This is a genomic window from Kandleria vitulina DSM 20405, from assembly GCF_000702065.1.
GTDB classification, from domain to species: domain Bacteria; phylum Bacillota_I; class Bacilli_A; order Erysipelotrichales; family Coprobacillaceae; genus Kandleria; species Kandleria vitulina.
In genome coordinates this window covers 1-16,326 of sequence record NZ_JNKN01000028.1, presented here as the reverse complement: position 1 = coordinate 16,326, position 16,326 = coordinate 1, and the positions used below count along the sequence as shown (strand labels likewise).

Genomic DNA, 16,326 nt, shown 5'->3' with positions numbered 1-16,326 from the left:
TGTATTTCAAATATCAATAATGATAAGATAATAAAAAAGGAGAATTTACTATGATATTACCAACATTATTTGTCGGACACGGTGATCCGATGATTGCCTTAAAAGACAATGAGAATACAAGAACATTTGCTAGAATAGGAGAATATATACTAAATAACTATGAAAAGCCACGTGCCATTCTGATGATTTCAGGACACTGGTATAAAAATGAAACATACATTCAATCAGCGAGTAAGCCAAAGCAGATCTTTGATATGTATGGATTTCCTGATGAACTTTATCAAGTAGAATATCAGGTAGAAGGATATCCACCGTTAACAAGACGTATACAGGACATGTTAGGAGAACATGTCAAAATCAACGATGAATGGGGAATAGACCATGGGGCATGGACAATATTAAAACACATGTTTCCTAACCATGATATTCCAGTTGTTCAATTGAGCGTGAATGCCAGACTAGATGAACAAGGAAGTTTTCTATTAGGACAACTATTACGGGAATTAAGAGAAGAAGGCATTCTTATCATAGGAAGCGGGAATGTGGTACATAATCTAAGAGAAGTAGATTGGAATAATACTAAAGGAACATATATGGCAGATGCTTTTGATCTATATATAAAAGAAGCAATTATCCAAAAAGATTATGAAAAAGTTATTCATTTTAAAGAACATAAATATGCAAAATACGCAGTACCTACTAATAATCATTTCCTACCTCTTCTTTACATCCTAGGTGCTTCAGTCAATGATCATGTCACAGTATTTAATGAATATAGAGAACTTGGAAGCATGTCAATGACTACCTATTTATTTGAGTTAAAATAGTTAAAAATTTGAAATTTCATGTTAAATATAGATTGTTTTGAGAGAAAAAGGTAAGCGTTTTTAAAAAAATTCACTTATATTTTATGTGGTGAATAAGGGGATATTTCCACGCGATACTGATATGTCATAAAAAAAATAGTGGCGAAAATAATTTTCATCATTATAATAGTGTCACGGAGGAATGGATAGATGAATAATCAAACGAAAACATTAAATATTAAATATGCTTTCATTCAAGGTTTTTATTATATAACAAATTGCTGTATTCAGGGGTACGCAGCAGTTTACCTTGGAGCTATTGGGCTAAGCTCGACTATGATTGGACTCATTCTTGCATTGGGAAATATCGTTACAACTTTTGGATCACCAGTTCTTGCTTCATTTGTAGATAAATTCCATTGGTCTGTAAACAAGGTTCTTATGATTTTAGGTTTCCTTTCTGGAATTCTTTCATTGATGCTTGTTGCTAGTGCAAAGCTTCCAGTTTTAGTAGCGGTGCTATTTGTGATCTTATTTGGTTTATTAAATATGATGATGCCACTTATCAATGCTTTAAGTTTCGCATTTGAAGAACATGGCATCAACATCAACTTTGGTGTAGGTCGTGGTATTGGATCAGCTGCTTATGCATTAACATCATTGGGATTAGGCTATCTTGTACAGACTTTCTCACCAGTATTAATGCCATGGGTACTTGTAGCAGTATTGACAGGATTGATTCCATTAATTCAGTCATTTAGAATGAATGAAGAAGTTGAAACTGCACATGAGGAAGAAGAAACATCTTCTATTAAAGATTTCTGTAAAGAATATACTACATTTATGATCTTCTTATTAGGTTTCATGATGGTATATGCTGATCATATGATTATCAATAACTTCTTTATCAATATCATCAGAAACGTTGGCGCAGGAACAAGCCAAATGGGCGTGGCTGTATTCCTTGCTGCAATACTTGAATTGATTTCAATGTCTGCTTTTGAAAAATTCAAGAATAAGATTGATATTACTATCGTATTAAAAATAGCTGCTGTTATGTTCACTGTAAAACATGTTCTCACTTATTTTGCATCAAGCATGACAGTTATCTACATTGCACAAGTTATGCAGATGTTTGCATATGCACTGTTCATCCCAGCTGCCGTATATTATGTAGATAAGCTATTCAATAAAAAAGATGCTATCAAAGGACAGTCACTTGTAACTACTGCCATGACTGCTTCAGGAATCATCTCTTCATTAGTAGGTGGTATCTTATTTGATAGTGTTGGTACAAGTACAACTTTATTGATTGGTGCTATCGTTTCATTACTTGGTACAATAATAATGATTATGACAACTCAGAAGGTTAACTAAAAGATGATTGCTACAATCATCTTTTTTTCATGTTTTGTTGTAAATGTTTTCAATAGCTAACCTTTATCTTAATATAAAAGAAAGGGGTGATAATATGGATGAATTTTTAAGAGAAATCAATAGTTTGATTTATTTAAAATGGATTGCTAATCAGAAATTACATGATATTCATGTTATTGAAAAAAACAATGAAGTCATTCTAGAAGCAGCTCATTCCTATTCACGTATTATTCTTTACCCTCATTCCATCTTTGAAGAAGAAGTAAGGGACCGTAAGACTGATAAGGTGCTTTACTATATTCATTTCCAGATGGCCAACATGAAACATGCAGTCAATTTGTTTTATGAGATGTTAGATTGTATCTATGAGAACTGTTCACAGCCATTAGGGAGAATACTTCTTTGTTGTAGTGGAGGGATGACAACTTCACTTTTTGCAAGCAAGATGCAGACTTTAGCACAGCTAGAAAACAGAAATTATGAGATCAATGCAACCGGATATGGAAGACTATATGAAATTGGAAATGATTATGATGTCATCCTGCTAGCCCCACAGGTCTCCTATCTGTTGCCAGAAGTGCGTATGCATCTTGAAGATGTCATTGTAGAAGAAATACCCGCACGCTATTTTGCAAGAAATGAATACAAGAATGTCCTGGACTTTGCGTTAACCTTGATAGAGGAGGAGAATGTATGAAAGACATAATGAAAAATTATCTTTTATCATTAATGAAGACTCACGAAAACTTAAGTCTTGGAGAATGCATGCATTTAAGTGGTGTGTCTGCATTATTTATTGAAGAAATCATGTCTGAACTTATAGAAGAAGGACTTGTCTATTTTGATAACAGCTATCACCTAAACGTAGATGCAAGATGCACTCTTACTATTTCTCTATTTAGAAATTCTAATCGTGTACATATGTTCTATCGTATTTATAATATTGTCGATAAAATCAACGTAGAAAGAGATATTATAAAAAAATATATCAATATTGAAGATATTTATGATATTATAGATACCGCATTATCACAATATGAATCCATTCAGGTTATTGGAATCTCCCTTCCTGGTATTATTGAAGAATCACGTGTTATTTCAACAGGAATCAATGAGTTGGAGAATATTAACCTGTATGGATTATTAAATAGAAGATATACACAGCGTATTCTAGTAGAAAATGATGTAAATACAGCAGCTGTAGGCTTCTATCGATCATCGCCCCAATATAAGAATCTCGCCATCCTGTTTCAGCCTGCTGTTTCCTATGCTGGTATTGGGCTTGTCTATGATGGACATCTGATCAAAGGAAAAAGCAATCTGGCAGGGGAAGCGCAGTATCTGCCATTGGCATTTACAAAACCGCCGTTATCTTTACTGCAGTCAAGAGAAGGTTTTGAGGAACTGCTGATGAAATATATTCAAAGTATCATGGCTATGACGAATCCTGAAGCTATTGGCATCTGCTGCTATGCAGTAAGAAGCTATGACCGTATCATTGATCGTTTAAAAAAGATTTTTCCTAAAGAGAAAGATCTCCCATTATTTATTCAGTTAGATGATCTTAAAGATTATATTCTCATTGGACTTAATGCGATGTGTAAAGAAAAAGAAAAGGATTAGATTATGGATATTAAAGTAATAGTTTTAGATATCGATGGAACACTCTTCTCTGATGAAAAGAAGATTCTTCCAGAAACAAAGAAGCTTTTATTAAAAGCGCAATCATTAGGATTTAAGGTTGTATTGGCATCAGGTAGACCAGCTTCTGGTCTCTGGTATATTGCGGATGAACTAGAAATGGAAAAGCATCATGGTTTATTATGCTGCTTCAATGGAAGTCAGGTTGTAGATTGTACAACAACTGATATGTTGTTCAATGCTCCAATGAGTGTTGATATGGGTAAACGTGTATTGAATCATTTAAAATCATTCAATGTTAACCCGATGGTATATAAGGATGCTTATCTTTATGTAAATGATGCGTATGCCTACAAAGTAGAATATGAATCAAGATTAGGTAAACTTAAAGTCTGTGAAGTAGATGATCTAGAAGATTTTCTTACATGGACTCCTAACAAGATTCTTGCAAGTGGTGATCCAGAGTATCTTAAGGAAAACTATGAATTAATGGCTGCGCCATTTAAATCAGAACTCAATACTATGTTTACAGCTGACTTTTATTATGAATACACTGCTCAGGGTATTGATAAAGCCAAAGCATTGGATATTGCATTAAGCAAGCTTGGCTATACAAGTGAAAACTGTATTGCTTTTGGTGATGCTGAAAATGATTTAAGTATCATCAGATATGCAAAAGTTGGTGTAGCGATGGGAAATGCTACTGAACAGGTCAAGAGTGAAGCAGATGATATTACTCTCGATAATAACTCAGAAGGCATCGCGAAAGCATTATTGAAATATATTCCTGAATTATCTGTATAACCATATCTTCAAGATATGGTTTTTTTATGATAATTCCCGTATAATACAGGTGAGAAAGTAGGTAGAATTATGGCAAAAAAAGTGCAGACTGTAGAAATGGATGGCATTACATTTGAAGTGATTGGTATCTTTGATTATGAAGGACAGGATTATCTTGCTCTTGCAAGAGGAGAAGAAATCTATCTTTATGTTTATATTGCTCACAATGATGGAACATTCGAAGCGTTGGATATTGAAGATGAAGACTTATTTAATGCGGTCGCTGAAGAGTTTACATGCATTCAAAATAACCAAGTTTGGGAAGATTAAATTATTTATTGCAATTTAAAAAAATGATAGCTATAATGTAATTCGCAAGGAACCTAATAATTAGGCACCTTGCGAATTTTTAGGAGAAAAGCTTATGGTTACACAATTAGAATTAGATATCTATGGCTATTTTAGAAAAATGGGGCGTTTTCTCTATGATAATACTGGAGGTAAATCAGGGCAGAGAAGAGTGCTCTTCTTTTTATCTAGAGAAGGATCTATGTCCCAAAGAGAACTTCAGTCATTATTGGATGTGAAATCAAGCTCACTGAGTGAGATGATCACCAAGATGGAAAATGCCGGTCTTATTAAAAAGACAAGATCTAAAAAAGATCAGCGTGTTATTCTTCTATCATTAAGTGAAAAAGGAAAAAAAGAAGCAGATCGAGAATGTGAAGAATTAGATTACATTACTGAGCATCTTTTTTCTTGTCTTACTAAACAGGAAGAACAGGATATCTATCGTTTTTTAGAAAAACTAAATACGCACTGGGAACAGTTAAAACATGACGAAGTATTCCACTTCGTAGAAAGGGAGAGATAATATGATTAAGACACTATTGAAATCAGTTAGGGAATACAAAACAGATTCAATTAAGACACCATTCATTGTAACGTGTGAAGTTATTCTTGAATGTATTATCCCATTTATCATTGCTAAGTTTATTAATAAACTACAAGCAGGCCAGGTCACTACACATGATATATTCTTTTATGGAATTATTCTTTTTGTAATGGCATGTATGTCATTATTCTTTGGTTCTTGGGCAGGGATTACATGTTCAAGAGCGTCCGCAGGTCTTGCAAAGAATTTACGACATGATCTATTTGAAAGTGTACAAGGTTTCTCATTTTCAAATATCGATAAATTCTCAGCATCATCGCTTGTAACACGTATGACAACGGATATTACCAATGTCCAGATGGCTTACATGATGATTATCCGTGTGGCAGTACGTGCACCATTGATGGTCATTTTCTCATTTACTTTAGCTTACATGATGGGAGGAAGATTATCATTAATCTTCTTATTCACTATTCCATTCTTAGGAATTGGATTAGCTCTTGTCATCAAGAACGCTATGCCAATTTTTAGAACTGTATTTTATAAGTATGATAAACTTAATGCTTCAGTACAGGAAAATATCAATGGGATTCGTGTTGTTAAGTCATTTGTAAGAGAAGATTATGAATTTAATAAGTTCAATAAGGCAGCAGATGATGTAAGAAAAGACTTTACTAAAGCCGAAATGATTTTAGCGTTCAACGCGCCAATGATGCAGTTCTGCTTGTATCTTGTAATGGTCTTTACATTATCATTTGGTTCTTATTTAGTTATTTCAAGTCATGCGACTATCTTAAATGTTGGTCAGCTATCTTCAATTCTTACTTATTCATTCCAGATTCTTATTTCATTGATGATGCTTTCAATGATCTTTGTAATGGTCACTATGGCTGCAGAATCTGCAGAACGTATTGTGGCAGTACTTAATGAAAAGTCTACCTTAACTAATCCAGAAGATCCTATTTATGAAGTGCCTAATGGCGATATTACATTTAATAATGTTTCATTTAAATATTCCACAAAAGCTGACCGCAATGCTTTAGAGAATATTAATCTTCATATTAAAAGTGGACAGACAATCGGTATCTTGGGTGGAACAGGTTCATCTAAGACATCCCTTATTCAGTTGATTTCTCGTTTATATGATACAACGGAAGGAGACGTGCTTGTTGGTGGTCATAATGTAAAAGATTATGATTTAGTAACATTAAGAGACCAGGTCGCTGTCGTATTACAGAAAAATGAATTATTCTCAGGAACAATTGCAGAAAACTTGAGATGGGGCAATAAAGATGCAACTGATGAAGAAATTAAGGCCGCATGTGAATTGGCATGTGCTGATGAATTCATCGAATTGATGCCTAACAAGTATGAAACACATATTGAGCAGGGCGGCAGCAACGTCTCTGGTGGACAGAAGCAGAGATTGTGTATCGCTCGTGCCTTATTAAAGAAACCAAAAGTCTTAATTCTTGACGATTCAACATCTGCAGTAGATACAAAGACAGATGCTAAAATTCGTGATGGATTCAAGAAATTTATTCCTGAAACAACAAAGATCATTATCGCACAGCGTATTGCTTCAGTGCAGGATGCTGATCAGATTATCATTATGAACAAAGGTACAATTGCGGATATCGGTACGCATGATGAACTTTTAGCTCGTAATGAAATCTATCAGGAAACATACTATTCTCAGAATAAAAAGGATGGTGATGATCATGGCAATGAATAAAGCACATACAGTAAAAAAGGGAACTGTAGGACGTCTTATTAAAACATTGTTCACATTCTTCCCAGTACTGCTTCCATTTGTATTATTCCTTGTTGTATTCAATGCGATTGTACAGGCAGCTCCTGCTATCTTCCAGCAGAATGTTATCGCATTAATTGAAAAAGCACTAAAAGGTCAAAAGACATGGGGACAGGCAGCGCCTGGAATCTGGAAATATTTAACAGTATTGATTGTACTTTACGTCTTGGCATTGATCGCTTCATTTACATATCAGAGATTAATGGCCATCATTACTCAGGGGTCATTAGCTAAATTTAGAGAGAAATGCTTCAAGAAGATGGAAAGTCTTCCTATTCGCTATTTCGATACAAATGCTCATGGTGATATCATGTCTATCTACACTAATGATATTGATACACTAAGACAGATGATCTCACAGTCATTCCCACAATTGCTTTCGACATTTATTTCATTAGTCACATTATTTGTGATTATGCTTTATTACTCAATCATTCTATGTGCAGTTGTCATTTTAGGAATGATATTAATGCTTATAGTTACAAAAGCATTAGGGGGAAGAAGTGCCAAGTACTTTATTAAACAGCAGGTAACTCTTGGTGAAACTGAAGGTTTCATTGAAGAAATGATGAATGGGCAGAAGGTTGTAAAAGTCTTCAACCATGAAAAACAGGCTCTAAAAGATTTTGATGCTGTTAATGAAAAACTATTTGAAGCTTCTCGTTTAGCAAACACATACTCAAATATCTTAGGACCAATCCTACATAATATGAGTAATATTCTTTATGTTTTAGTTGCTATTGCAGGTTCATCATTATTGTTGCTAGATGCACCTAATATCTCATTATCAGGAATGGCTCTTTCTATTTCTATTGTTGTGCCATTCCTAAATATGACAAAACAGTTTACAGGAAGTATCGGTCAGGTTTCTCAGCAGATCAATGCGGTCGTTATGGGACTTGGTGGTGCTTCACGTATCTTTGATCTTCTAGATCAAGAAAGTGAAGAAGATGAAGGTTATGTCACATTAGTCTGTGCTAAAGAAGAAAACGGTGAAATCGTAGAAACAAATGAAAGAACAGGATTGTGGGCATGGAAACATCCACATAAAGATGGAACTATTACCCTTACTAAATTAACTGGGGATGTTGTTCTTGACAGTGTAGATTTTGCCTACAATCCAGATAAGCAGATTCTTCATAATGTATCAGTATTTGCTAAACCAGGTGAAAAAGTTGCCTTCGTAGGTGCGACTGGTGCTGGTAAGACAACTATCACTAACTTGATCAATAGATTCTATGATATCGCTGATGGTAAGATCAGATATGATGGTATCAATATCAATAAGATCAAGAAAGCTGATCTTCGTCGTTCATTAGGTATCGTATTGCAAGATACTAACCTATTTACAGGTACTGTCCTAGACAACATTCGTTATGGTCGCTTAGACGCTAACGATAATGAATGTGAAGCAGCAGCTAAACTAGTAGGTGCTCATGACTTCATTACACGTCTACCTGATGGATATAACACCATGTTAACAAATAATGGATCAAACTTATCTCAAGGTCAGCGTCAGCTTATTGCTATTGCGCGTGCAGCCGTTGCTGATCCACCAGTTATGATTCTAGATGAAGCGACTTCATCCATCGATACAAGAACTGAAGCTATTGTTCAAAGAGGTATGGACGCATTAATGTTAGGACGTACAGTCTTTGTCATTGCCCATCGTTTATCTACTGTACAAAACAGTGATGTCATAATGGTTCTTGATCATGGTCATATTATTGAAAGAGGAAACCACGAAGCACTTATTGCTCAAAAGGGACAATATTATCAGCTTTACACTGGTGCCTTTGAATTAGAATAGACAGATTGAAAAATCTGTCTTTTTTAGTAGCCAAGTATTCTTTATGGTGATATGATTCAAATAATGAGAGGATAAAACATGCTATTAGAATATTTAATAAAAGGAACAATTATTGGTATTATTTTTGGTATTCCAGCAGGTGCAATTGGTGCATTGACCATCCAGCGTACCTTGGAACATGGTTACTTTTCAGGACTAATGACAGGACTAGGATCATCAGTCGCAGATACTGTTTACGCTGCCATATGCGTATTGGCAAGTGCTGTTGTTTCAGGTTTTCTAAAACGCTATGAGATGCCAATCACCGTATTTGGTGGAATGGTCATTTTGATCTTAGGGATCTTTACATTAAGAAAGAAAACTGGCAAGGTAGAAGATAAAAAACCACCAAAAGCCTGGATTTACTTTGGCTCATCCATCGCTATCGCCTTAATGAACCCTGGTATGATGCTTTTATTCTGGTTTGCCTGTTCACTATTAAAAGTAGCTGGTCCATATACATCAGTGCAGAGCTTTGGCATAATTGTAGGTAGCTTTATAGGTACATTCCTATGGTGGCTTCTTATCTGTGGTCTTATTGAAAAGATGCGTTCTCGCATTACAGATCATATTTATATAGTATTAAATCGTGTTTTAGGCGTTATTCTTATTTTATTTGGTATTGGTGTCATTATTGATGCCATAATTTAAAAAGCCAGCTATTCTTTCGAATAGTTGGCTTTCTTTACTTGCATTGCATGATAACCGCGATGCTTACAATAAGCATTCATAACGGCAATCCAATCTGATTTTTTAGTAAACTCAATAACAAAGACTTCTAGCTTATTCTTTTTTGCAACAGCAAGATAATCTTTTAGTGCATCACTCTTCTTTTTGCTAGTAGGGACACGTGTCTTTAATCCCTTCTTAGAAGAAGTAAAGACGCTTTCTTGTGAAATGGCTTCTATTAAAGAAGTTTGTTTATTTTTAATAAGCTTCAATACAAAATTCTTCCCGTTATGAATAATGATAGAAGAATTTAATGACTTGATTGTAGAAACCACTTCATCATAGGAATAATCTTCAGTATGTGTAAGGAAGTACCCATCGAATCCTTCTACTTTATTTCTATCTTTGCGCATATCAATTCTAGCATAGAGCTTATTGGCATGTTTACGTAAAAATGCAAGATTTTCCTTGCTTAATCCTTTAGAAGAAACAACGAGTCTATTATATTTCTTTTTAATCTTCATTAATTGATCTTTCTTCATTCCAGTAAGAATGCCCATTTCACTATTATAGTGAATTCTATCCTTAATATGAGATGAAGGCTTAGAATGACATCCTACAAGAAGAAAAAGACAAAGCATCAATATTATTTTTTTCATGTTATCACCGATAATAGAATAGCATAAATAAATCAAAAAGAACAGTTTTGACAATCTAAAATAAATGGTGCAAGATAGAAGAGAAGAGCATATAATATATTAAGGTGAATAATATGGAAAATACAAAACAAGTTAATATGAAACAATCGATCATGGAATATGTAAAAGTTGTTGTTGTTACAATGATACTGACATATCTTGTATTATACTTTATACAGATATCCCGTGTTGTTGGTGTCTCTATGCAGCCAACCTATAACAATGGCAACATCGTCCTTGTTAATAAGAAGTTCTATTCTTATTCAGACTGTCATTATGGAGATATCGTAGTCGCTGATGTGGATTTTGGTTCAGGAAAGAGTGAACAGATCATCAAGCGTGTTATCGGCAAGGCTGGTGATGTGATTTCTTGTAAAGACGGCAAGATGTATCGCAATGGTAAATTATTAAAAGAAACATATATTGCTGAAAAGATGGAAGATGAGGACTGGAGCACGAAAGTGAAGAAGGATTCTGTTTTCTTGATGGGAGATAACAGAAATAATTCCGCAGATTCACGTGATTTAGGCTCTGTTAATTTCAAGAAACATGTAGTTGGTCGGGTATTTTTTAAGGTCTTTTAACCAAAAGACCTTATTTTTTTAGAATAAAAACAAATTTATAACTAAATATTAGAACTTCAAGAAAAAAATAATAAAGGTAAGCGCTATCATTGTAAAATAGTTTTGCATTCGTAAAATTCTCATGATATTATTTTTTTGATATATAGGAGAGGAGAGAGTTTATGGCCTATAAATTTAAGATTACACGTGGAAATGCAGTACTCAACTTTTCACAGGAATACTGTCAGAGCCGTTGTGAACTTATTGAAAGTGATTCTTTTTTGAAAGTACTTCAGAAGTTCATTAGATCGCATTCAAGAAGAGAAACAACACTTTACATGTATCTTCATCAGTTTAATGAAGATGATATTGCACTATCACGTGATTTACAGAATACATTGAGAATGCTTTTAGTATTGACTGATGAGCAGCTAATCTCAAGTGGTAGCGATTATGCATGTTATCTAAAAGATAAGAAAATGTTCAGAAAGTTTGTAGAGGGGTTATACACTTTCTGGAGAAAACTTCAGAGATATGCAGTCGTATTTAATGAAGGAAGAAGCGAAGGGTTCCAGAACGTTCACTTCACAACTGCACAGGCTAATTTCGAAGAATTGGTATTAAAGACATATCGTTCTATTGAAGAAACAGCACTTGGTAAATCTAATAAGGTATATCGTCAGATTACTGCTGGTGTTAACGCTGGCTTGATGGTTACTAACTTTAGAAGTAATCTTCCATATGAATACCGTTGTTTAGATGATATTCCATTTATTGAACAGGTAATCATTCATCCTCCATTTATTGCTTATTCTAAACGTAATAAGAGAGATGGTGTATTCCCAGAAATCAATTATAATCCAATTGAAGATCACAAATTTGATCCTGACCAGTGGTTCTGTTATCCTGCAAAAATCGGTAAGCTTATTGCTTTTGTTTACTTCAATGTTAAATTCATGGCACAGGGTGTTGCCCTTTGTAACTTATTTGAATTAGCAACAGAAGAAGAATATCAGGGTAGAAAACCAGACTTGATCTATGTTTACGGTTATGAAGATGGTGAAATGAACCAGGCATTCTACCAGGATGAAAAGAACGGTATGCTTGTTTCATTACTTTCAGCTAATGATTACTTCGATTACTTTGGATACATGAAGAAAATGTGTTTAACTTTACATAATGTTTATCAGTTAAATCATCATAATCTTCCAATCCATGGTGCAATGATTAGATTAAAATTACATGATGGTACTCAGAAGAACATCGTCGTAATGGGTGACTCTGGTGCTGGTAAGTCAGAAACAATTGAACAGATCAAAGGTTTAGGTGAAGCTTATATCGAAGATACTGAAACAATCTATGATGATATGGGTCTTCTCCACTTAAATGAAGAAGGAAAGATCACAACATCTGGTACGGAAGTGGGGGCTTTCGTTAGACTAGATGACTTGGATGCAGGATACTCATTCAAGGAATTAGATAGATCTGTATTCCTTAACCCAGATCAGCAGAACGCCCGTGTCGTAATTCCTATTACTGACTGGGAAGATGTTGTCGCTGAACATCATGTAGATATGTTCTTATATGCAAACAACTATGATAGCGATGGAGCGCCATTAGATTTCTTTGACAATGTAGATGATGCATTAAAAGTATTCAGAGCAGGTCAGAGAATGGCTAAGGGTACAACAACAGAATATGGTCTAGTAGGTTCATATTTTGCTAACCCATTTGGTCCTGTACAAAGACAGGAACAGACTGAACCAATCTTAAGAGAATATTTTGAAAAAATGTTCGAACAGGGCATCCGTGTAGGACAGCTTCATACAAGATTAGGTATCAAGGGTAATGAAAAAACTGGTCCTAAAGATGCAGCATACGCTATCTTAAGAGATATTACTGGAGACACAGAACTTAAAGCATTATCACAGGATGATGATGAATAATAATAAGCCACTAAAATGAGTGGCTTATTTTATTGGTTATTTTTTCGTAATTTTTAGATTTTGAATAAAACTCTTTAATTTTACGTTTTTTAGACAAATATCATGTATAATATATATATGATTGAAATACAATCGGATACGGAGGAAAATTTATGGATAATAATCAATTTGATCCTAATAATGGGTCACAGTCCAATGGCAGCTTTAATTCGTCACAGACTGGAAGCTATGATGCTCATTCAAATGCGGGCAATTATAATGCTTATTCACAGCAGAACAATTATCAGAATTATGATAACAATGCTCAGCAGTATGATCAGTCAAATAACTTTAATTCTCAGCAATATAATCAGCCAAACGATTTTGGAAATAATGGCGGTTATGTTCCACCACAGGGAAATGGTGCTTACCAGCCAAATGGAAAAATGCCATTCTATAAAACAACAAAGGGAATTATTATTATTGCGTTAGCTTTAGTACTTGTTCTTGGTGTTGTATATTGGGGATATAACAATATCTTTGGATTTACAAAAATCGATCTTGCAAAAAATATCTCTTTAAATCTTACTGGTGAATCAGGAACTGCGACTGCAAGTTCAATCAATGTTAAAAACACAGTAGATTATGATAAGAGCAACGAAAAAGCAAGCAACTTTGTTAAAGCTATCTCTTATAGATTAAACAAATATGTTGGAATCAAGAATGGTGATAAGATCAAGGTTACTGTTATCTTCAGTGAATCTCTTGCTAAAGAATGCAAGGTTAAAGTTACTAACGCAGAAAAGACTGTGACTGTTAGTGGTTTAGCAGAAAGATTTGAAGATGGTAGCAAAGTCTCTAGTGAAGTTGCAAGTAAGATGAAAACTGATGCTGATACTAAAATGCAGCAGATGGTTTCTTCTATCAATGGTACAACTTGGGAAGCTACACCAACTTTCCATTCAATGTATCTTGCTAAAACAACTTCTGGCAATGATTATGCAATTGCAGTATATGATTTGAAGTTATTATATAAACAGACAAACAAGAGTGTTCATTATTATGTCTACACTTACTGTATGACTGGAATCAATAGCAACTATGCTAAAAATGCAAAAGTTTGGTCTGGATATACTTCAGTAAGCATTATTGGATCTAATCTTTATGGTTATGGTAACTTCTTACAGACATCTGATCATCGTTTGATTTCTGATGAATCAATGATTGAATCAACTATCACAAACTATAGATTGTTTACTGGTAGAACAATCAGTAAGATCAACGCATAAAAGAATGTCATTTGACATTCTTTTTTTATAACTAAAAAGCCATCGTCGATTGACGATGGCTGTTGGATTATAGAGAAATGATATTAATAATTACCCTGAGCAATCATTGCTTCAATAACTTTTTCTGCACCAGCTAAGTTTGCACCAGCAATTAGGTCATAGCCTAAGCCGTATTTCTTAGCAGCTGCAACAGAGTTGTTGACGATTGAAACCATGATATCATGAAGTTTCTGATCAACTTCTTCTGCAGTCCAGCTATAGCGCATAGAGTTCTGAGACATTTCTAAGGCAGAAGTTGCAACCCCACCTGCGTTACATGCTTTTGCAGGTCCTAAGATACCGCCATTAGCTGTAAAGTAAGCAATACCTTCAGGTGTAGTAGGCATGTTTGCACCTTCCATGATGTATTTACATCCATTTGCGATTAATGTTTTAGCTTCTTCTTCACCGATTTCATTCTGTGTAGCTGAAGGGAAGGCCATATCACATTTAACGCCCCAAGGTTTTTCACCAGGATGGAATTCAGCACCGAATTTTTCAGCATAATCTTTTAATTTCACTTCATTCTTTGTACGGATGTCTAACATGAAGTTCCATTTTTCTTCAGTGTTAATACCATCTTTATCATAAACATAACCATCTCTACCAGAGATTGTTACGACTTTAGCACCGTATTCAGTTGCTTTTTTAGCAACACCCCATGCTACGTTACCATATCCAGAGACAGCAATTGTTTTTCCTTCATATGAATCATTAAAATGTTTTAATACTTCATTAGCATAATATACTGCACCATAACCAGTTGCTTCAGGTCTAATTAAAGATCCACCGAAAGCTAATCCTTTACCAGTTAAGACACCATTTTCATAAGCATTTTTAATACGTTTATACTGTCCGAATAAATAACCGATTTCACGTCCACCAACACCGATGTCACCAGCTGGTACATCTACGTCTGGTCCAATATGACGATAAAGTTCAGTCATGAATGACTGACAGAATCTCATAACTTCAGCATCTGATTTACCTTGTGGATCAAAATCAGATCCACCTTTGCCCCCGCCGATAGGTAAAGTAGTTAATGAATTTTTGAAAATCTGTTCAAAACCTAAGAATTTGATAGTTCCTAATTTAACTGAAGGATGGAATCTTAATCCACCTTTATATGGACCAATGGCACTGTTGAACTGTACACGGTAACCAAGATTTACATGAACTTTTCCATTATCATCTGTCCATGGTACTTTAAACTGTAATGTACGTTCAGGTTCAGTCAATCTTTCAAGGATTGCCATATCTTCATATTCAGGGTGAGCCTTAATCATAGGTTCGAGACTTGTAAGAACATTAGTGATTGTTTCTAAGAATTCAGGTTGTTCAGGATATTTTTTTCTTAAATCCTCAATAACTCTCTGTGTATATTCCATAATATTGTTCCTCCTTTTTGTATACAATATTAATTATATATACGATATGATAAAAAATAAAGAAAATGATAAAAAAGTATCATAAAGATAGAAAAAGGGCTTACATTACGGCTATTTCTAAGTGATTTTAGCTATATTTGTATATTTCCGTAACAGTTGAGAAAAAATAGTATGAACACGGTGATTTTAGGGATAAATTTTTTTTGAAAAAATTATAGCGATGAAAAGGGGCTTTTTTTAATAAATGAAAAAAAGTTGCATTATATGACTTGCAAATGAGTAAAAAAACTGTTAAATTAAGTGAGCACTCAGCGAGAGCCGAGTAGCCTGAACATTGAAAACTGAACAGAAACACGTCAAATAGATGAGTGAGAAAACACTCGGAAATAAAACAAGCAAGCAATTAACAAGAGCCAAAAGATGGCTCCATTGATAGACAATGGAGAGTTTGATCCTGGCTCAGGATGAACGCTGGCGGCGTGCCTAATACATGCAAGTCGAACGGGAATCTTCGGATTCCAGTGGCGAACGGGTGAGGAATACATAGGTAACCTGCCCCTCCGAGGGGGACAACAGACGGAAACATCTGCT

At 34.6% G+C, this 16,326-nt stretch carries 15 protein-coding genes and 1 rRNA gene; 14 read left to right on the top strand and 2 right to left on the bottom strand.

Annotated elements, in window-relative coordinates:
- Nucleotides 1-50 precede the first annotated feature (50 nt).
- From T513_RS0107045 to T513_RS0107000, 10 genes are all read left to right on the top strand, one after another.
- On the top strand, nt 51-827 hold the full coding sequence (locus T513_RS0107045; protein ID WP_031589559.1) for a dioxygenase family protein: 777 nt from the start codon (nt 51-53) through the stop codon (nt 825-827).
- A 189-nt stretch (nt 828-1,016) separates the two neighbouring features.
- A complete protein-coding gene (locus T513_RS0107040; RefSeq protein ID WP_029072736.1) occupies nt 1,017-2,183 on the top strand; it encodes an MFS transporter in 1,167 nt (388 codons plus the stop codon).
- A 94-nt stretch (nt 2,184-2,277) separates the two neighbouring features.
- The gene (locus tag T513_RS0107035) at nt 2,278-2,880 is read left to right on the top strand and encodes a PTS sugar transporter subunit IIB (protein WP_029070055.1); all 603 of its coding nucleotides are present in this window, start codon (nt 2,278-2,280) and stop codon (nt 2,878-2,880) included.
- Complete coding sequence (locus T513_RS0107030; protein ID WP_029070056.1) at nt 2,877-3,806, top strand: ROK family protein; 930 nt, start codon at nt 2,877-2,879, stop codon at nt 3,804-3,806. Before T513_RS0107035 ends, T513_RS0107030 begins: the two co-directional genes overlap by 4 nt.
- A gap of 3 nt (nt 3,807-3,809) precedes the next feature.
- A complete protein-coding gene (locus T513_RS0107025; protein ID WP_029070057.1) occupies nt 3,810-4,628 on the top strand; it encodes a Cof-type HAD-IIB family hydrolase in 819 nt (272 codons plus the stop codon).
- A 69-nt stretch (nt 4,629-4,697) separates the two neighbouring features.
- The gene (locus T513_RS0107020) at nt 4,698-4,937 is read left to right on the top strand and encodes a DUF1292 domain-containing protein (protein ID WP_029070058.1); all 240 of its coding nucleotides are present in this window, start codon (nt 4,698-4,700) and stop codon (nt 4,935-4,937) included.
- A 94-nt stretch (nt 4,938-5,031) separates the two neighbouring features.
- Nucleotides 5,032-5,481, top strand: coding sequence for a MarR family winged helix-turn-helix transcriptional regulator (locus tag T513_RS0107015; RefSeq protein WP_031589557.1), 450 nt, complete (start codon nt 5,032-5,034; stop codon nt 5,479-5,481).
- 1 nt (nt 5,482) lies between these two features.
- Complete coding sequence (locus T513_RS0107010) at nt 5,483-7,237, top strand: ABC transporter ATP-binding protein (RefSeq protein ID WP_031589554.1); 1,755 nt, start codon at nt 5,483-5,485, stop codon at nt 7,235-7,237.
- On the top strand, nt 7,224-9,125 hold the full coding sequence (locus T513_RS0107005; protein WP_201783596.1) for an ABC transporter ATP-binding protein: 1,902 nt from the start codon (nt 7,224-7,226) through the stop codon (nt 9,123-9,125). The genes T513_RS0107010 and T513_RS0107005 overlap by 14 nt, the downstream gene beginning before the upstream one ends.
- A 78-nt stretch (nt 9,126-9,203) precedes the next feature.
- Entirely contained in the window at nt 9,204-9,815 is a 612-nt protein-coding gene (locus tag T513_RS0107000; protein ID WP_031589551.1) for a LysE family translocator, read from the top strand.
- Between the two features lie 8 nt (nt 9,816-9,823).
- Here T513_RS0107000 and T513_RS0106995 read toward each other — a convergent pair whose 3' ends face one another.
- A complete protein-coding gene (locus T513_RS0106995; protein WP_031589550.1) occupies nt 9,824-10,492 on the bottom strand; it encodes a hypothetical protein in 669 nt (222 codons plus the stop codon).
- A 113-nt stretch (nt 10,493-10,605) separates the two neighbouring features.
- Here T513_RS0106995 and lepB point away from each other — a divergent pair, with 113 nt between their 5' ends.
- From lepB to T513_RS0106980, 3 genes are all read left to right on the top strand, one after another.
- Complete coding sequence (gene lepB / locus T513_RS0106990) at nt 10,606-11,115, top strand: signal peptidase I (RefSeq protein ID WP_029070064.1); 510 nt, start codon at nt 10,606-10,608, stop codon at nt 11,113-11,115.
- Between the two features lie 161 nt (nt 11,116-11,276).
- Nucleotides 11,277-13,040, top strand: coding sequence for a hypothetical protein (locus tag T513_RS0106985; protein WP_029070065.1), 1,764 nt, complete (start codon nt 11,277-11,279; stop codon nt 13,038-13,040).
- A 152-nt stretch (nt 13,041-13,192) separates the two neighbouring features.
- Complete coding sequence (locus tag T513_RS0106980; protein WP_029070066.1) at nt 13,193-14,308, top strand: hypothetical protein; 1,116 nt, start codon at nt 13,193-13,195, stop codon at nt 14,306-14,308.
- Nucleotides 14,309-14,391: 83 nt separating this feature from the next.
- On the opposite strand, the gene gdhA is transcribed toward T513_RS0106980, so the two are convergent.
- Nucleotides 14,392-15,735, bottom strand: coding sequence for an NADP-specific glutamate dehydrogenase (gene gdhA / locus T513_RS0106975; protein ID WP_029070067.1), 1,344 nt, complete (start codon nt 15,733-15,735; stop codon nt 14,392-14,394).
- A gap of 436 nt (nt 15,736-16,171) precedes the next feature.
- Here gdhA and T513_RS0106970 point away from each other — a divergent pair.
- Nucleotides 16,172-16,326 (top strand): 16S ribosomal RNA (locus tag T513_RS0106970); the annotation flags it as partial.

Coding starts and splice junctions, on each gene's coding strand:
- T513_RS0107045 (WP_031589559.1), top strand. CDS start 51: ATGATATTACCAACATTATTTGTCGGACACGGTGATCCGATGATTGCC.
- T513_RS0107040 (WP_029072736.1), top strand. CDS start 1,017: ATGAATAATCAAACGAAAACATTAAATATTAAATATGCTTTCATTCAA.
- T513_RS0107035 (WP_029070055.1), top strand. CDS start 2,278: ATGGATGAATTTTTAAGAGAAATCAATAGTTTGATTTATTTAAAATGG.
- T513_RS0107030 (WP_029070056.1), top strand. CDS start 2,877: ATGAAAGACATAATGAAAAATTATCTTTTATCATTAATGAAGACTCAC.
- T513_RS0107025 (WP_029070057.1), top strand. CDS start 3,810: ATGGATATTAAAGTAATAGTTTTAGATATCGATGGAACACTCTTCTCT.
- T513_RS0107020 (WP_029070058.1), top strand. CDS start 4,698: ATGGCAAAAAAAGTGCAGACTGTAGAAATGGATGGCATTACATTTGAA.
- T513_RS0107015 (WP_031589557.1), top strand. CDS start 5,032: ATGGTTACACAATTAGAATTAGATATCTATGGCTATTTTAGAAAAATG.
- T513_RS0107010 (WP_031589554.1), top strand. CDS start 5,483: ATGATTAAGACACTATTGAAATCAGTTAGGGAATACAAAACAGATTCA.
- T513_RS0107005 (WP_201783596.1), top strand. CDS start 7,224: ATGGCAATGAATAAAGCACATACAGTAAAAAAGGGAACTGTAGGACGT.
- T513_RS0107000 (WP_031589551.1), top strand. CDS start 9,204: ATGCTATTAGAATATTTAATAAAAGGAACAATTATTGGTATTATTTTT.
- T513_RS0106995 (WP_031589550.1), bottom strand. CDS start 10,492: ATGAAAAAAATAATATTGATGCTTTGTCTTTTTCTTCTTGTAGGATGT.
- lepB (WP_029070064.1), top strand. CDS start 10,606: ATGGAAAATACAAAACAAGTTAATATGAAACAATCGATCATGGAATAT.
- T513_RS0106985 (WP_029070065.1), top strand. CDS start 11,277: ATGGCCTATAAATTTAAGATTACACGTGGAAATGCAGTACTCAACTTT.
- T513_RS0106980 (WP_029070066.1), top strand. CDS start 13,193: ATGGATAATAATCAATTTGATCCTAATAATGGGTCACAGTCCAATGGC.
- gdhA (WP_029070067.1), bottom strand. CDS start 15,735: ATGGAATATACACAGAGAGTTATTGAGGATTTAAGAAAAAAATATCCT.